General features: G+C 72.1%; 15 protein-coding genes. 7 read left to right on the top strand and 8 right to left on the bottom strand.

Annotated features, from left to right (window positions below):
* Positions 1-3: 3 nt before the first annotated feature.
* From AC5Y4Z_RS08110 to AC5Y4Z_RS08100, 3 genes are read left to right on the top strand one after another with little or no spacing between them, the layout of a single operon-like run.
* Entirely contained in the window at positions 4-762 is a 759-nt protein-coding gene (locus AC5Y4Z_RS08110) for a LamB/YcsF family protein (RefSeq protein ID WP_499962421.1), read from the top strand.
* A complete protein-coding gene (locus AC5Y4Z_RS08105; protein ID WP_499962419.1) occupies positions 762-1682 on the top strand; it encodes an MBL fold metallo-hydrolase in 921 nt (306 codons plus the stop codon). Before AC5Y4Z_RS08110 ends, AC5Y4Z_RS08105 begins: the two co-directional genes overlap by 1 nt.
* Positions 1683-1696: 14 nt before the next feature.
* Positions 1697-2929, top strand: coding sequence for an SLC13 family permease (locus tag AC5Y4Z_RS08100; protein ID WP_499963280.1), 1233 nt, complete (start codon positions 1697-1699; stop codon positions 2927-2929).
* On the opposite strand, the gene AC5Y4Z_RS08095 is transcribed toward AC5Y4Z_RS08100, so the two are convergent.
* Together AC5Y4Z_RS08095 and AC5Y4Z_RS08090 are read right to left on the bottom strand one after the other, a co-directional pair.
* The gene (locus AC5Y4Z_RS08095) at positions 2926-4293 is read right to left on the bottom strand and encodes a cytochrome P450 (protein ID WP_499962417.1); all 1368 of its coding nucleotides are present in this window, start codon (positions 4291-4293) and stop codon (positions 2926-2928) included. The two genes, AC5Y4Z_RS08100 and AC5Y4Z_RS08095, sit on opposite strands and share 4 nt — an antisense overlap.
* Before the next feature lie 85 nt (positions 4294-4378).
* Complete coding sequence (locus AC5Y4Z_RS08090) at positions 4379-7000, bottom strand: helix-turn-helix transcriptional regulator (RefSeq protein WP_499962415.1); 2622 nt, start codon at positions 6998-7000, stop codon at positions 4379-4381.
* Between the two features lie 180 nt (positions 7001-7180).
* Here AC5Y4Z_RS08090 and AC5Y4Z_RS08085 point away from each other — a divergent pair, with 180 nt between their 5' ends.
* Entirely contained in the window at positions 7181-8602 is a 1422-nt protein-coding gene (locus AC5Y4Z_RS08085) for an FAD-dependent oxidoreductase (RefSeq protein WP_499962413.1), read from the top strand.
* Positions 8603-8607: 5 nt separating this feature from the next.
* Here AC5Y4Z_RS08085 and AC5Y4Z_RS08080 read toward each other — a convergent pair whose 3' ends face one another.
* The 6 genes from AC5Y4Z_RS08080 to carD all read right to left on the bottom strand — a co-directional run bounded on the left by AC5Y4Z_RS08080 (position 8608) and on the right by carD (position 13692).
* Positions 8608-9519, bottom strand: a complete 912-nt coding sequence (locus tag AC5Y4Z_RS08080) for a glycerophosphodiester phosphodiesterase (RefSeq protein ID WP_499963278.1) — start codon at positions 9517-9519, stop codon at positions 8608-8610.
* A 138-nt stretch (positions 9520-9657) separates the two neighbouring features.
* Entirely contained in the window at positions 9658-10590 is a 933-nt protein-coding gene (gene rlmB / locus AC5Y4Z_RS08075) for a 23S rRNA (guanosine(2251)-2'-O)-methyltransferase RlmB (protein WP_499962411.1), read from the bottom strand.
* A complete protein-coding gene (cysS, locus tag AC5Y4Z_RS08070; protein WP_499962408.1) occupies positions 10591-11997 on the bottom strand; it encodes a cysteine--tRNA ligase in 1407 nt (468 codons plus the stop codon).
* A 37-nt stretch (positions 11998-12034) separates the two neighbouring features.
* A complete protein-coding gene (gene ispF / locus AC5Y4Z_RS08065; protein ID WP_499962407.1) occupies positions 12035-12514 on the bottom strand; it encodes a 2-C-methyl-D-erythritol 2,4-cyclodiphosphate synthase in 480 nt (159 codons plus the stop codon).
* Positions 12511-13185: a 2-C-methyl-D-erythritol 4-phosphate cytidylyltransferase gene (gene ispD / locus AC5Y4Z_RS08060; protein WP_499962405.1), complete on the bottom strand. Its 675-nt coding sequence runs from the start codon at positions 13183-13185 to the stop codon at positions 12511-12513. Before ispD ends, ispF begins: the two co-directional genes overlap by 4 nt.
* 18 nt (positions 13186-13203) lie before the next feature.
* Positions 13204-13692, bottom strand: a complete 489-nt coding sequence (carD, locus tag AC5Y4Z_RS08055; RefSeq protein ID WP_003419482.1) for an RNA polymerase-binding transcription factor CarD — start codon at positions 13690-13692, stop codon at positions 13204-13206.
* A 268-nt stretch (positions 13693-13960) separates the two neighbouring features.
* Between carD and AC5Y4Z_RS08050 the strand changes: the two genes are divergently transcribed.
* The 3 genes from AC5Y4Z_RS08050 to disA are packed head-to-tail and all read left to right on the top strand — an operon-like array spanning position 13961 to position 17039.
* Entirely contained in the window at positions 13961-14482 is a 522-nt protein-coding gene (locus AC5Y4Z_RS08050) for a copper chaperone PCu(A)C domain-containing protein (RefSeq protein ID WP_499962403.1), read from the top strand.
* 53 nt (positions 14483-14535) lie between these two features.
* A complete protein-coding gene (gene radA / locus AC5Y4Z_RS08045; RefSeq protein ID WP_499962401.1) occupies positions 14536-15969 on the top strand; it encodes a DNA repair protein RadA in 1434 nt (477 codons plus the stop codon).
* Positions 15966-17039 carry a DNA integrity scanning diadenylate cyclase DisA gene (gene disA, locus AC5Y4Z_RS08040; RefSeq protein ID WP_499962399.1) on the top strand — a complete coding sequence of 358 codons (1074 nt, stop codon included), beginning with the start codon at positions 15966-15968 and terminating at the stop codon, positions 17037-17039. The genes radA and disA overlap by 4 nt, the downstream gene beginning before the upstream one ends.
* The last annotated feature ends 2 nt before the right edge of the window (positions 17040-17041 follow it).

Here is a 17041-nt window from a genome sequence, read left to right as displayed (position 1 = left end):
CGGGTGGCCGGTATCGACCTCAACGCCGACTTGGGCGAGGGCTTCGGCGTCTGGCGCCTCGGCGACGACGACGCCATGCTGCGAATTGTGACCAGCGCCAACGTCGCGTGCGGGTTCCACGCCGGCGACCCCGCCGGCCTGCTGCGGGTGTGCCGGTCGGCGGCCGAACGCGGCGTGCGCGTCGGGGCGCAGGTGAGCTACCGCGACCTGGCCGGGTTCGGCAGGCGCTTCATCGACGTCGCGGCCGACGATCTCGTCGCCGACGTCGTCTACCAGATCGGCGCGCTGCAGGCGATCGCGCGGGCGTCCGGCTCGGCGGTGTGCTACGTCAAACCCCATGGGGCGCTGTACAACACGATCGTGACCCATCGTGAGCAGGCGGCCGCGGTCGCGCGGGCGGTGGCGCTGGTCGACCCCGCGCTGCCGGTGCTGGGCATGGCCGGTTCGGCGTTCTTCGACGAGGCCGCGCGCCTCGGGCTGCGCACGGTGGCCGAGGCGTTCGCCGATCGCGCGTATGAGCCCGACGGCACGCTGGTCCCCCGCCGCGCGCCCGGCGCGGTGCTGGGCGACCCGGACGCGATCGCCGAGCGCGTGGTGGCCATGGTGACCTCGGGCCGGGTCACCGCGATCGACGGCACCGAGATCGACGTGCGCGTGGAATCGGTTTGCGTGCATGGCGATTCGCCGGGTGCGGTGCAGATCGCGACCGCGGTGCGCGACCGGGTCAGGGCCGCCGGGACCGACGTCAGGGCGTTCTGCTGATGCGGCTGAAACTGGGGCGACCCGATATCGCGCGGTATTCCGACCGGTTCGACGTGCCGGCCGCCGCCGGCGACACGCCGCTGTCGGCCACGTGGTTGGGTGTGGCGACGCTGTTGCTCGACGACGGGTCGTCCGCGCTGATGACCGACGGCTACTTCTCGCGCCCCGGCCTGGCGCGGGTGGCGGGCGGCACGGTGGCGCCGTCGGCCGCACGCGTGGACGGCTGCCTGGCCCGGGCCAAGGTGTCGCGGCTGGAGGCCGTCGTCCCGGTGCACACCCACATCGACCACGTGCTGGATTCCGCGCTGGTGGCCGACCGCACCGGCGCGCGGCTGGTCGGGGGCGAGTCCGCGGCCAACGTCGGGCGCGGCTACGGCCTGGCCGAGGACCGCCTCGTCGTCGCGACCTCGGGTGAGCCAATTCGGTTGGGCGCCTTCGACGTAACGCTGATCGAGTCGCACCACTGCCCGCCGGACCGGTTTCCCGGCACGATCGAGGCGCCGGTGGTGCCGCCGGTGCGCGCGTCGGCCTACCGCTGCGGCGAGGCGTGGTCGGCGCTGGTGCAGCACCGGCCGTCGGACCGGCGGCTGCTGATCCAGGGCAGCGCCGGCTTCGTCAAGGGCGCGCTCGCCGGGCAGCGCGCCGAGGTCGCGTACCTGTCCGTCGGCCAGTTGGGCCTGCGGCCGCGGTCCTATCTGCTCGACTACTGGGCCGAGACCGTGCGCGCGGTGGGCGCGCGCCGGGTGATCCTGGTCCACTGGGACGACTTCTTTCGCCCCCTGTCGAAACCCTTGCGGGCCTTGCCCTATGCGGGTGACGACCTGGACGTGTCGCTCGGCGTGCTGGACGAGCTGGCCGCCCGGGACAGTGTCGCGTTGCACATGCCGACGGTGTGGCGGCGCGAGGACCCCTGGGCGTGAGCGGCGCTCCGGCGCTGGCCGTCGCGCTGGTATTGCTCGCTGGCGTCCTCGCCTTCGCGGTCGTCCGGCCGCGCGGCTGGCCCGAGGCGGTCGCGGCGGTGCCGGCCGCCGCCATCGTGGTCGCGATCGGCGCGATCGCGCCCCGCCAGGCGGTCGCCGAGGTCGCCGACCTGTCGGGGGTGGTCGCATTCCTGGGCGCGGTGCTGGTGCTGGCCAAGCTGTGCGACGACGAGGGCCTGTTCGAGGCGGCCGGCGCCGCGATAGCGCGGGGCCGGGTCGGGTCGGGCGGCCTGCTGCGGCGCGTGTTCGTCATCGCGTCGCTGATCACCGCCGTGCTGAGCCTGGACGCCGCGGTGGTGTTGCTGACGCCGGTGGTGCTGGCCGCGGTGCGCCGGCTGCGAACCCGCGTGCGGCCCTACGCCTATGCCACGGCGCACCTGGCCAACGGCGCCTCGCTGCTGCTGCCGGTGTCGAACCTGACCAACCTGCTGGCGTTTCACACCGCCAACATCTCGTTCACCAAGTTCACGCTGGTGATGGCTCTGCCGTGGCTGGGCGCGGTGGCCACGCTGTACGTGATCTTCCGCTGGTTCTTCGCCGCCGACCTGCGCGTGCAGCCCGAACCCGAGGAATCCGGGCCGGCGCCGCGGCCGCCGGTGTTCGTGTTGGTCGTCGTCGGGCTGACGCTGACCGGGTTCGCGGTCGGCCAGTCGGTGGGGGTGGCCCCGGCCTGGGTGGCGCTGGTCGGCGCCGTCGTGCTCGCGGTGCGCAGCCTGCGCCGCAAGCACACCTCGGCGGCCGACATCGCGCGCTCGGCGCACGTGTCGTTCCTGGTGTTCGTGCTGGCGCTGGGCATCGTGGTGCGCGCGGTGACGGTCAACGGCGTGGACCGGGCCATGTCGGCCGTGCTGCCGTCGGGGTCGGGGCTGCCCGCGCTGCTGGCGATCGCGGCGATCGCCGCGGTGCTCGCCAACGTCGTCAACAACCTGCCGGCCACGCTGGTGCTGCTGCCGCTGGTCGTCCCCGGCGGCCCGGCGGCGGTGCTGGCGGTGCTGATCGGGGTCAACATCGGCCCCAACCTGACCTACGTGGGTTCGCTGTCGAACCTGTTGTGGCGCCGCGTGTTGCGCCAGCACGACCTCGACGCAGGCGTGGGCGAGTACACCCGGCTCGGGCTGTGCACCGTGCCGGTGGCGCTGGTGGTCGCGGTGGTCGCGCTGTGGGCGTCGATGCGGGTCCTCAGCTAGGCGCGAGCACGGATGCGGGCGCGGATGGGCGCGGCGGCGACCACCGTGAATGGCGTTGCCAGCGGGAAGTTTTCGTCGAGGGACTCGATCTCGGCGGCGCGGATGACGGTGGCCAGCGCCAGGGTGGCCTCCAGCATCGCGAAGTGATCGCCGACGCAGGAGCGCGGCCCGCCGCCGAACGGCAGGTACTGCCAACGGCTTCGGCCCTTCGACCGTTCCGGCAGGAACCGGTCCGGATCGAAGCGCAGGGGATCCTCCCACAGCGCGGGATCGCGGTGCAGCGCATAGAAACTCACGATGGCCATGGTTTCGGCCTCGACCCGGTGGCCGTCCACCACGATGTCGCGGGTGGGCGAGCGAAGCGTCCCGGACGCGGGCGGACACAACCGCAGCGCCTCGTGCAGCACCCGTACCGTCAGCTCGAGCCCGGGCACGTCTTCCGGGGTCAGCGGCCGCTCACCCAACGCGGCCACCTCAGCGCGAACCCGGTCTTGGATGTCACGGTGGTGCCCCAGCGCCCACAGCGCGTAGGTGAGGGTGGTCGAGGTGGTGTCGTGGCCGGCGAGCATGAACAGCACCAGCTCGTGGCAGATCTCGTCGTCGGTCAGCGGCAGACCCGTCTCCTCATCCTTGGCCTCGATCAGGGCGCGCACCAGCGGGGCGTCGCGATCGGGGTCGGCGCGGACCTCGTGCAGGATTTCGCCCGCCAGCCGGTGCAGGGTGTGGTTGGCCCGGCGGGCCGCGCGCTGGCCCGCGGTGGGCAGCCACCGCGGGGGGTTCACCGGCCGCGCCGCGCGGTCGGCGACCCACGCCAATGCAGTGCGCAGCGCATGGCCCACCTCGTCGGCGCGCTCGTCGAGGTCCAGCCCGAGCACCGAGCGGCCGAGCGCGCGCAGCGTCAGCCGGCGGCAGTCGGCGTCGAGGTCCACCAGCGCGCCGTCGCACCATCCGTCGGCGACGGATTGCGCCGCCGCGGCCATGTGCCCCGCGTACCGGGGCACCTGACGCTTGGTGAACATCGGCTGCAGCGCGCGTCGCCGCGGCAGCCAGCGCTCGTGGGGCAGGTCGAGGAGGTTGCCGCCCATCAGCGCCCGCAGCTCGACCATGGTGCGGGTGCGGCCGCGGTCGCAGACCTCGTCGCTGCGGCCCAACAGATCGCGGGCGCCCTGCGGGGAGGAGATCAGCACCACGTTCGGAATCAGCCACTTCGGGCCGAGCACGATCCGGGTGACGGGACCGCCGGCGTCGGCCAGCGTCTGCAGACCGTCGATGTACGAGCGCACCGCCGTGGCCTGGCGCCAATACGGAAGCGGATTCTTCGGCGCCAACGTGATCGCACCGGGCTTTTCCAGCAAGTCGACCATGCCAACTCCTCCTGTCGCTGGCACGGTAAGGCCGACTTCGCTTCGTGCGCATGCGTAGTCGGCTACTCGAATCACGCGCGGCGCGTCAGCTCGGCGCGCCCGGTCCGGCCCGGATGATCGACGCCAGTTCCTCACGCGACTGGGCCCCGACCCGCTGGCAGGCCCGATAGATGTGCCCCTCGACGGTGCGCACCGACATCACCAGCTTCTCGGCGATCTGGCGGTTGGACAGGCCCGCCACGACGAGTTCGATGACATCGCGCTGGCGGCCCGACAGCTTCAGGCCCGCCGGGGTGCGCAGCGCGGGCGTCTGCAGGCCACCGCACTCGTCGGCCAACTCCCGGGCCAGCGCCGCGGCATAGAGCCCCCGCTTGTGCTGCTGGCGGTCGTCGAACGCGACGGAGGCCTGCGCGGCGGCGTCGGCGGCGGCGGCCCGGTCACCGATGCCCCGGTAGGCCGCCGCCGCGGCCAGCAGGCCATCGCCGTCGTTGGCCGACAGCGCCTCCGCATGCAGCGCGACGGCATCGGCGAGCGGCAATGACAAGGCGGCGGCCAGCTCCCGCGCGCGGGCGGCGTCCGAGGCGTCCCCCCATTGCGCCGCGGCCTGGATGCAGGCCAATTCGTGGGTGGGCTGGTTGCGCTCGCGGGCGAGTCGCGCCGCCTCCCGCGCGCTGGCCACCGCCTCGCCCAGCGAACCGCTCGCCGCCAGCGCCCACCCAAGGGCCAGCGACAAGCCGGTGTCCATGAACAGGAAGTCCGCCGGCACGCAGGACCGCGCGCCCGCGACCGCGTCGTTCGCTTCCGCGGGCTGCCCCAGCTTGGCGTGCGCCTCGGCCAGCGCGAAATAGCTCGCCGGGCGCAAACCCGTTGTGACGGCGTGCATTTGCACCCCGGCGACGGCCTCGTGCACCAGCCGCACCGCGTCGGCGACGGCGCCCCGGACCAGCGCGGCGTTGCCCAGCAAGAAGGCGAGGTTGGCGTAGGCCAGACCCGGAACGTCGCGGGCCGAGTCGGCCAATCGCTCTGCCGTGCCGACGAACTCGTCGACCCGGCCGGTCAGCCGGCACGCCCGGCCGTACACGGCGCCGAACCAGAAGCGCATGTGCGACGCCTGAAACGACGTCGTCGCGCGGCGCAGCGCCTCCTCGGCGATGTCGCCGAGCCGATCGACCCGCCCCAGCGCCCCCATGGCCATGATCAGCGCGAGCGACGCCATCATCGCGTGAAAGTCCGGAAGCGCAGCCGATTCCAATGCGGCGCTTGCCCTTTCGGCCGCATGCTCGCAACGCGCCGACACCGCGTCCAGGCAGGCCTGCACCGCCAGCCGCGCGGACGTCTGCTCCGGCGACTCCGGGACCGCGGCGAGGCCGTCGAGGATCCGCGCGGCCTCGGCCGGGTTGCCGAGCATCCAAATCAGGTTGGCCGCGCGCACGGTCGCCCAGTGATGCCCGTCGGGCGCAGCGCCGTCGGCCAGGTCCCGCAGCGCGGCTTCGGCCTGCTCGCCACGGCCGAGCAGTACCAGGTTCATCGCCCGAACCTCGGCGGCGCCCGGTGCCCCGGCCTGCGCGGCGGCGTTGGCGAACCGGTCGGCCAGGTCGAGATCCAGCAGGGTCATCGCGTGACGCGCCGATTTCAGGTACAGCTCGGGGTCGGGGTCGAGGTCCGACTCGAGGCGCAGCAGCGCCCGGCGCACGGTGGCCTGCATGTCGTCGTCGCCGTTTTGGGCCAGGCGCGTCGCCAGCCGCCCCCGGATCGTCGACAGATACATCTCGCCGGCGGCGGCGCGGCGCAGCTCGCCGAACAGCGGGTGCGCCAGCCTGGCCGTCAGGCGGCCGGGGGCGCGTTCGACGTTCACGAGTCCCATTTCTTCGGCGGTCACCAGGTCGGTGCGGTTCACCAGGTCGCACAGCACCCCGACGGGAAGCGGCTCGCACTGCGACAGCGTGTCGACCACCAGCGCCACCCCCGGGGTGAGCCGGCCCATCTGGCGGGCGACCGTGTCGGACAGGGTCGCCGAGACCGCGACGTCGCCGTCCCACATCCAGACCCCGGCCACCTGGCGCATCCGCCCGGCCGCCATCTGATCGGTCAGCAACTGCCGGAGGAACAACGTGTTTCCGCCCGTGAGGCGCCGGAAGCGGTTGGCGCTGCGCGCGTCCACCGGCCCGCCCAGCGTGGTCTCGATGACCTCCCGGGTGGCCGCGGCCGAGAGGGGCTCGAGGACCAGGCGCGGCAGCAGCCCGTCCTTCCACAGCGCCGTCACCGCGTCGGGCTCCTCGCCGCCGGTGCGCACGGTGACCACCAGCCGCGCCCCGCCGGACTGCGCGAGCTGGTGAATGACGAGGGCCGACAGGCCATCCAGCAGGTGGGCATCGTCGACGCCGACGACGACGCGGCCGCGGCGCTGCCGCGCGACGAACGACTCGATGACGCGCCGGACGTTGGTCAGGGGGTCCGACATGGCGTCGCCCAACATGCCGATGAACGCGCCGAGGGGCAGCGCGTGCGCCGACTCGGTGCCGACGATCCATTTGGTGCGCTCGCCCGCGGCCTCGGCGCGCCGCAGCACTTCGCGCGCCAGCCACGTCTTGCCCACCCCGGCGGCCCCCGCGATCACCACGCCGGAATGGTTGCCAGAACTGCCCAGGGCGCGGCGAATCGTGCCCAATTCGCTGTCGCGCCCCGTCAGCAGCTCGCCGCTGGTCACGCCGTGACTATAGCCGTGCGCGGGCGCGGCGCGGGCCCTGAATTCGGCGTTTCCCCCCGACCGCGGCTGGCGTTTGCCGGGTCCGCGAGCCTAAGACGCGTAGTCGACTACGCTATCGGCGCCCGCGCCGCGCCGTGAGCATGGCTTTTATTAGCCGGCGACCTGTAAAGGCGGTGCGTCATGCGCGATCACGCGGTGGTGTTGGGAGCGAGCATGGCCGGCCTGATGGCCGCGCGGACGCTCGCCGACTTCTACGACACGGTGACGGTGGTGGAGCGGGACGCGCTCTGCGACGGCGACACCGCCCGCCGCGGCGTGCCGCAGGGGCGCCACCTGCACGGCCTGCTGGCCCGTGGCGCCCAGGTGATCGAGGAGCTCTTCCCCGGCATCCTCGCCGAATTGGTCTCCGACGGCGCCCAGTACTTCGACGGCGCGGACCTGTCGCAGTGGTACTACAACGTGGGCGGGCACCCGATGGTGCGCAGCGGCAGCACCCCGTCGGTCACGAGCTACCTGATGACACGGCCCTTCTTGGAGGATCACGTGTACAGACGCGTGCGCACCATCCCCAACGTCACGCTGATCGACCAACACGACGTCGTGGCGCTGGTCCCGGCGCCGGATCGCCGGCGCATCACGGGCGCACGGGTCGTCGCCCGCCGCACCGGCGAAGAGTCCACGCTGGACGCCGACTTGGTGGTCGATGCGACGGGGCGCGGCGCCCGCACCCCCTTCTGGCTGGACAGCCTGGGCTACGGCCGCCCGGCCGAGGACCGTGTCGTGGTGCACATGACCTACATGACCCAGGTGGTGACCATGCCGCCGGATGCGCTGCACGAGCTCGGATTCCTGGTCGGGTTCGTGCCGGGCCGGCCGCGCGGGCTGGGCATGCTGCACTGCGAGAACGACACCTGGGTGTTCACCGTGATGGGCATCGCCGGTTGCGAACCGCCGCGGGATTTCGCGGGCATGCGCGACTTCGTCGAGGACTGCGCGCCGGCCCACATGCTCGCGGCGGTGCGGGAGGCCCGCGTCGTCGGAGAGCCGGCACGCCACTGCATGCCGTCGAGTCAGTGGCGCCGCTACGACAAGATGCGCCGGTTTCCCGACGGCCTGCTGGTCATCGGCGACGCGATCTGCAGCTTCAACCCGATCTACGGCCAGGGCATGACGGTGGCGGGACTGGAGGCCGGGGCGCTGCGCGACTGCTTGTCCAGCGGGACCGAGGATTTGGCGCGGCGCTTCTTCCGCGCCGCGGCGGGACCGATTCGCCGGGCGTGGCAACTGTCGGCCACCCCGGACCGCAGCCTGCCCGAAACCGACGGCGCGCCAACGCTACTGGAGCGACTGCTCACCGGCTACGTCGACCGGGTGCTCGCCGCCGCCGAAGACGACGCGGGCGCCGCCGAGCAGTTCCACCGGGTGGCGTCGTTTCTGGATCCGCCCAGTCGGCTGCTGCGCCCCGGCATCATGTGGCGCGCCGCCCGCGCCAACCACCGTCAGCGCCCCGACCGGCCGACGGGCGGGACCGGGAAGCCGGCATCGTCGCAGGCGCAGCGCTCCGGCCCGGCGGACGACGATTGCGCCATCCTGGCCTGGTAACCGACCTAGCGACGGTAGGCCGGCGGCAGCGGCATGCCGAGCCCGGCCAGCACACCGCGCAGCCGCGCCGGGTAGTCGGTGATGATGCCGTCGACGCCGTAGCCGATCTGCTCGCGCATGGCGACGGCGTCGTTCACCGTCCACGGAATGACCTTGAGCCCCAACGCATGCGCGCGGTCGACATACGGCCTGCCGGTAACCAAAAGGTAGGCGGGCGACACCACATTGGCGCCCAACACCCGCGCCCCGATCATCGGGTCGCCGGAACCCGGCGGCCAGGTCTCGTCGTCGTACAAGGCCGACAACGGGATGGACGGCTCGGCCCGGCGCACCATGGGCAGGGTCCGCCAGTCGAAGCTCTGGATCTCCACGCGGTCGACCCTGCCCGCTGCCCGGACCGCGGCCAGGATCACGTCGACGAATTCCCGGGGCTCGGCCGACGCGCCGGGTTGCCCGGCCTCCACCTTGGTCTCGATGTTGTATCGCACGTCGGCGTCATACGAGTCGGCGAGCGCGAAAACCCGCGGCAGGGTCGCAATCCTGTTGCCCCGCACCACCTCCGCGTCGGGAAACTCGGGTAGCCGCCGCCCGCAGTCCAGGGTCTCGACCTGCGCCAGGGTCAACTCGTGCACCAGCTTCCCGACGTAGGGGTAGGACGGGTCGCCGGCGAACGCCGGTGACGTGTCGGCGCACTTGGCCGCGTCGATCCTCGGGTCGTGCCACACCAGCGGCTGGTGGTCCTTGGTGATGACGACGTCGAGTTCCAGTGTGCTGACACCGGTTTCGATCGACTTGGCGAAGCCGCGCAGCGACTGCTCGGTGGTCTCGCCCCGGCCGCCGCGATGGGCCTGCAGATCGAACGCATCCGGTTGAGCGGCAGCCGGCACGGGCGCGGCAAGAATCGCCAGCGCCACCAGCGCTCCCAACCTCCGGGAGCAGACGCTCGAAACTGGGCCGAAACCCCGCCACCGCGCCGAGCGTGCAGCTGCTGCGATATTTCGCGCCGATTTTCGCAGTGACTGCACGCTCGGTGTTGTCGCTACCGGCACAAAAGGTCAGCCCCTGCGCTGGCGCGCGATTTCGGCGAGTACCACCCCGGCGGCCACCGAGGCGTTCAGCGATTCGGTGTGACCGGCCATCGGGATCGACACCACCTGGTCGCAGGTCTGCCGCACCAGTCGCGACAGGCCCTTGCCTTCCGAGCCGACGACGACCACCAGCGGGTCGGTGCCGTCCAGGTCGTCCAGCGCGGTGTCGCCGCCGGCGTCCAAGCCGACGACGCGCAGCCCGCCGCCGGCCCAATCCTTAAGCGCCCTGGTGAGGTTGGTGGCCCGCGCGACCGGGACGCGGGCCGCGGCGCCGGCGCTGGTGCGCCAGGCCACCGCGGTCACCGAGGCGGAGCGCCGCTGCGGGATCAGCACGCCGTGGCCGCCGAACGCGCCGACCGAGCGCACGATGGCGCCGAGGTTGCGGGGGTCGGAGATGTTGTCCAGCGCCACCAGCAGCGCGGGCGGCGAGCTTTTCGCGGTTGCCAACAGGTCGTCGGGGTGGGCGTAGTGGTACGGCGGCACCTGCAGCGCGATGCCCTGGTGCAGGTGGTTGGCGGTCATCCGGTCCAGGTCACCGCGCGGCACCTCCAGGATCGCGATACCCAGATCGGCTGCGCGGGCGACGGATTCGGTGAGCCGCTCGTCGGCCTCGGCGCCCAGCGCGACGTAGAGCGCGGTGGCCGGGACGCCGGCGCGCAGGCACTCCACCACCGGGTTGCGGCCGAGCACCGTCTCGGACTCGTCGGTGCGGCCCCGCGCCGGGCGGCGCGCCTGTGCCTGGGCGCGCTTGGCGGCGGGATGGTTGGGGCGCATGTGCGCCGGAGGGGTGGGGCCGCGCCCCTCGAGGCCGCGGCGCCGCTGGCCGCCCGAGCCGACGACTGCGCCCTTCTTGGTGCCGGCTTTGCGTATGGCCCCGCGGCGCCGCGAGTTACCGGCCATCTACTTGCCGTCTCCGCCCAACGTCCACTGTGGCCCGTCGGCGGTGTCGGTGACCTCGATGCCGGCGTTCTTCAGCCGATCCCGGATCTCGTCGGCCAGAGCCCAATTGCGTTGGCGGCGCGCCTCTTCCCGGTTTTCGATCTCGGCCGCCACCAGCACGTCGACTGCGGCCAGGGCGGCCGACGTCTCGTCGCGGGATTCCCAGCGTTCGTCGAGGGGGTCGCAGCCCAGGATGCCCATCATCGCGCGGATCGCGCCGGCGTGGGCCAGCGCGCCCTCGTGGTCGCCGGCGTCGAGCGCCCGGTTGCCTTCGGCGCGGGCGTGGTGCACCTCGGCCAGCGCGATCGGCACCGCCAGGTCGTCGTCGAGGGCGGCGGCGAAGCGCGGGGTCCAGTCACCGGGGCACACGGCACCCACCCGGCCGCGCACCCGGTGCAGGAATTCCTCGACGCCGACATAGGCCTTGACCGCGTCCTGCAGGGCGGCCTCGGAGTACTCCAGCATCGAGCGGTAGTGCGCGCTGCCCAGGTAGTAGCGCAGTTCGGCCGGCCGCACCCGCTGCAGCATCGCCGGGATGGACACCACGTTGCCCAGCGACTTGCTCATCTTTTCCCCGCCCATCGTCACCCAGCCGTTGTGCAGCCAGAAGCGGGCGAACCCGTCGCCTGCGGCGCGGCTCTGCGCGATCTCGTTTTCGTGGTGGGGGAAAATCAAATCCATTCCGCCGCAATGGATGTCGAATTCGGGGCCGAGGTAGGTGCGGGCCATCGCCGAGCATTCGATGTGCCAGCCGGGGCGCCCGCGGCCCCACGGCGACGGCCACGACGGCTCGCCGGGCTTCTCGCCCTTCCACAAGGTGAAGTCGCGCTGGTCGCGCTTGCCGGTGGCCACGCCCTCGCCCTGGTGGACGTCGTCGATGCGGTGCCCGGACAGCTGGCCGTAGTCGGGGTAGCTGAGCACGTCGAAATAGACGTCCCCGGCGGCCGCGTACGCGTGGTCGGTTTCGATCAGCCGTTCCATTAATTCGATCATCTGGGTGATGTGCCCGGTGGCGCGCGGCTCCGCCGACGGCGGCAGCACGTCCAACGCGTCGTAGGCCGCGGTGAACGCGCGCTCGTGGGTGGCGGCCCACTCCCACCACGGCCGTCCCGCCGCGGCGGCCTTGGCAAGGATCTTGTCCTCGATGTCGGTGACGTTACGGATGAATGCGACGTCGTAGCCGCGCGCGATCAACCAGCGACGCAGGATGTCGAAGGCCACGCCACTGCGGACGTGCCCGATGTGCGGCAGCCCCTGCGGGGTCGCGCCGCACTGGTAGATGGAGACGTGCCCGGCGCGCAGCGGAACGAAGTCACGCACGGCACCGGCCGCCGTGTCGTGTAGCCGCAAACGGGCGCGATCGGTCACGACGTGCCAGCTTACCTGGTAGTTCGCCGCGCCCGGCTCAGCCGGTGGGGACGATCAGCGCGGTGGCGATGGCGGCCACGCCCTCGCCGCGGCCGGTCAGGCCCAGCCCGTCGGTGGTCGTCGCCGACACCGACACCGGCGCCCCCAGCAGGCCGGACAGCAGCCGCTGCGCCTCGTCGCGGCGCGGACCGACCTTCGGGCGGTTGCAGATCACCTGCACCGCGGCGTTGCCCACCCGGAACCCCTGCCCGGCCAGCAGTTCGACGACGTGGCGCAGCATGTCGGCGCCCCGGACGCCCTTCCAGTGCGGGTCGTCGACCCCGAACACCTCCCCGATGTCGCCCAGCCCGGCCGCCGACAGCAACGCGTCGCACAGCGCGTGCGCCCCGACGTCGCCGTCGGAGTGGCCGGCGCAGCCGTCGGCGCCGGAAAACAGCAGCCCCAACAGCCAGCACGGCCGCCCGGCTTCGATCGGGTGCACGTCGGTGGCCACACCGACCCGGGGCAGCCCGGTCACCGGCGCACTACCGTTTCGGCCAGCAGCAGGTCCAACTTGGTGGTGATCTTGAACGCGAGCGGGTCGCCGTCGACCACCTGCACCTGGGCGCCCAGGGCCTCCACCAGCGACGCGTCGTCGGTGAAATCGGCGCTGCCCGCGCGCTCGTGGGCGCTGCGCAACAGCTCGGCGGCGAAGCCCTGCGGGGTCTGCACGGCCCGCAGTCCGGCGCGCTCGGGCGTGCCCAGCACCACCCCGTTGGCGTCCACGGCCTTGATGGTGTCAGACAGTGGCAGCGCGGGCACGACGGCGCGATGACCCGACCGCAACGCGTCGACCACGCGCGCGATCATCGCCGGCGGCGTGAGCGCGCGGGCGGCGTCGTGCACCAGAACGAACTCGGCGGGCCCGGGCACGCCGGAAAGCGCCGCCAGCGCCAGCCGCACCGATTGCGTCCGGTCTACGCCGCCGGCCACGACGGTGGCTCGCTCGCCCAGGAGCCGGCCGGCCTCCTCGATCCGGTCGGCGGGGACGGCCACCACGACGTGGTCGACGACCCCGGAATCGAGCAGCCCCGAGACGGCGCGTTCGAGCAGGGTGCGACCGTCGAGTTCACAGAATGCCTTCGGGACGCCGGCGGCCAGGCGTTCGCCCGAGCCTGCTGCCGGTACGACGGCAACTACGGTGCCCATGACGAGGCGTCAGGGCCTTCAGGAAGCGGCGGCCAGAACCTCGTCGAGGATCGTCTCGGCCTTGGCGTCATCGGTGCTCTCGGCCAGCGCCAGCTCACCGACCAGAATCTGGCGGGCCTTGGCCAGCATGCGCTTCTCGCCGGCGGACAAGCCCCGCTCCTGGTCGCGGCGCCACAGGTCGCGCACCACCTCGGCCACCTTGTTGACATCGCCGGAAGCGAGCTTCTCCAGGTTGGCCTTGTAGCGGCGGGACCAGTTCGTCGGCTCTTCGGTGTGCGGGGCGCGCAGCACCTGGAAGACCTTGTCGAGGCCCTCCTGTCCGACCACGTCGCGGACACCGACGTACTCGGCGTTTTCTGCGGGCACTCGAACGGTCAGGTCACCCTGCGCCACTTTCAAGACGAGATACTCTTTTTGCTCCCCTTTGATGGTCCGGGTTTCGATCGCCTCGACTAACGCAGCACCGTGATGTGGGTAGACAACGGTGTCGCCGACCTTGAAGATCATCTGATTCGAGCCCCTTTCGTTACTTCAGTCTAACACGGCGCCCCGGGCCTTGTGGAACAACGGTGCAGGTCAGGGGCACATCGCGGATAGATTAGGGGTTGACAGGCGGACCAAGACGTGCAAGGGGTCACACTACGCCCGCCCGTATTCGACTCGTGCAAGCACCCCATCCGGGCCCTGCCGCGCTGGTCGGGTGCCCTGCGCTACCGCCGCAAACGCGTCCCTACTACTGTGCATAGTTGAAAAGTTGCCGAGCAGGAGGCATTGAGTGAAGCGCTTCGCCCTCGTCGGTCCGGTCGCCCTGGTCGCCGCCTTGCTCAGCGGCTGCGGAGCGGGCCAGATCTCCCAGATGTCCACCCAGGAGCCCGCCGTCAACGGCAACCGGGTCACGATCAACCACGTCGCGCTGCGCGACATCCGCATGCAGGCCGTGCAGACCGGCGACTTCCTGCAGCCGGGGAAGACGGTGAACCTGGTGGCGGTGGCGGCCAACCAGTCGCCGGACGTCACCGACCGGCTGGTGAGCGTCACCAGTGACGTCGGCAAGGTGACCATCGACGGCGACGGCCGGCTGCCCGCCGGCGGGATGCTCTTCATCGGCAAGCCCGACGGCCAGAACGTGGCGCCCGGGCCGCCCGACACCAACAGCAACTTCGTCAAGGCCACCGTCGCTTTGGCCAAGCCCATCAGCAACGGCCTGACCTACAACTTCACGTTCAACTTCGAGAAGGCCGGGCAGGCCAGCGTGCTGGTCCCGATCTCGGCCGGGCTGGGCCCTCAACCGGCCTGACCTGATCGGCCTGTCACCCGCGACTTGTCGCACCCTCCCGATACCGTCATGGCGTGGCACAAGCGCGTTCGCAATACCGCTGTTCGGAATGCCAGCACGTCACCGCCAAGTGGGTCGGCCGCTGCCTGGAATGCGGCACCTGGGGCACCGTCGACGAGGCGCCGGTGCTCGCCGCGGTCGGCGGCGGCCGCCGGGCGGGCGGGGTCCCGGTCGGCGCGTCGCGGGCCGTCCCGATCAGCTCGGTAGAGGCGCACGGCACCCGGCACTGCCCCACGGGGATTCCGGAACTGGACCGCGTGCTGGGGGGCGGGGTGGTGCCCGGCTCGGTCACGCTGCTGGCGGGTGATCCGGGGGTCGGCAAGTCCACGCTGTTGCTCAAGGCCGCGCATCGCTGGGCCCAGGCGGGCCGGCGGGCGCTGTACATCTCCGGTGAGGAGTCCGCCGGGCAGATCCGGCTGCGCGCCGACCGGATCGGCTGCGGCGGTGACGAGATCTACCTGGCCGCCGAGTCCGACCTGCACACGGTCCTCGACCACATCGCGACGGTCAAGCCCGCCCTGGTCATCGTCGACTCGGTGCAGACCATGTCGACCACCGAGGCGGACGGCGTGGCCGGCGGGGTCACCCAGGTTCGCGCCGTCACCGCGGCGCTGACCGCCGCCGCGAAGGCGAACGGCGTCGCGCTGATCCTGGTCGGCCACGTCACCAAGGACGGCGCCATCGCCGGGCCGCGCTCGCTGGAACACCTCGTCGACGTGGTGCTGCACTTCGAGGGCGACCGCAACGGCTCGGTGCGGATGGTCCGCGGGATCAAGAACCGCTTCGGCGCGGCCGACGAGGTCGGCTGTTTCATGCTGCACGACAACGGCATCGAGGACGTGGCCGACCCGTCGAACCTGTTCCTGGACCAGCGGCCGGCGCCGGTCCCCGGCACCGCCATCACGGTCACGCTGGACGGGAAGCGTCCGCTGATCGGCGAGGTGCAGGCCCTGTTGGCCACGCCGCCCGCCGGTTCGCCCCGGCGCGCCGTCAGCGGCATCGACCACTCCCGCGCCGCGATGATCACCGCGGTGCTGGACAAGCACGCCCGGTTGAACGTCGCGGTCAACGACATCTACCTGTCGACCGTGGGCGGCATGCGGTTGACCGACCCGTCGGCCGACCTGGCCGTCGCGGTCGCGCTGGCCTCGGCGTACGCGAACCTGCCGCTGCCCACGACGGCGGTGATGATCGGCGAGGTGGGGCTGGCCGGCGACCTGCGCCGGGTGTCCGGGATGGAGCGGCGTTTGGCCGAGGCCGCGCGGCAGGGCTTCAACCTCGCGCTCATCCCGGACGGCGACGACCCGCGCCGGCAAATAGTGCCCGACGGGATGCGGGCGTTGCGGGCGCCGACCATCGTCGCGGCGCTGCAACACATGAAAGCCATCGCCGCGCCGGGTAACGGCTGGACGCGTGAGGCGATGGGGCCGCAGAATGACTGGCTGTGAGCCGTCCGACACTGCGTGAGACCGTCGCCCGCCTGGCGCCGGGCACCGGGCTGCGCGACGGCCTGGAGCGAATCCTGCGCGGCCGCACCGGCGCGTTGATCGTGCTCGGCAACGACGAGAACGTGGAGGCCATCTGCGACGGGGGGTTCGCCCTGGACGTCCGCTACGCGCCGACGCGGCTGCGCGAGCTGGCCAAGATGGACGGCGCCGTCGTGCTGTCCACCGACGGCAGCCGGATCGTTCGCGCCAATGTGCAGCTGGTCCCGGACCCGTCGATACCCACCGACGAGTCGGGCACCCGCCACCGCTCGGCGGAGCGGGCCGCGATCCAGACCGGCTACCCGGTGATCTCGGTGAGCCACTCGATGAACATCGTGACGGTCTACGTCGCCGGCGAGCGCCACGTGGTGGCCGATTCCGCGACCATCCTGTCGCGGGCCAACCAGGCCATCGCCACCCTGGAGCGCTACAAGATGCGGCTCGACGAGGTCAGCCGGCAGCTGTCGCGCGCGGAGATCGAGGACTTCGTGACGCTGCGCGACGTGATGACGGTGGTGCAGCGGCTCGAGCTGGTCCGGCGCATCGGCCTGGCGATCGACTACGACTGCGTCGAGCTCGGCACCGACGGGCGCCAGCTGCGGCTGCAGCTCGAGGAGCTGTTGGGCGGCAACGACATCGCGCGGGAACTGATCGTGCGCGACTACCACGCCAGCCCCGAGCCGCTGTCGGCCGAGCAGATGGGCGCCACCCTCGACGAGCTGGACGCGCTGTCGGACACCGAGCTGCTCGACTTCACCTCGCTGGCAAAGGTTTTCGGGTACCCGTCCACCGCCGAGGCGCAGGATTCGGCGCTGAGCCCGCGCGGCTACCGCGCGATGGCCGGCATCCCGCGGCTGCAGTTCGCCCACGTGGACCTGCTCGTCCGGACCTTCGGAACGCTGCAGGGCCTGCTGGCGGCCAGCGCCAACGACCTGGAATCGGTGGACGGCATCGGCGGGATGTGGGCCCGCCACGTGCGGGAGGGGTTGTCGCAGCTGGCGGAATCGACGATCGCCGACCCGCTCAGCTGAGC

The sequence above is a fragment of the Mycobacterium sp. NGS63 genome (assembly GCF_059812295.1).
Note: the sequence above shows the minus strand (reverse complement) of the source record. Positions and strands in the feature narration are given on the sequence as shown.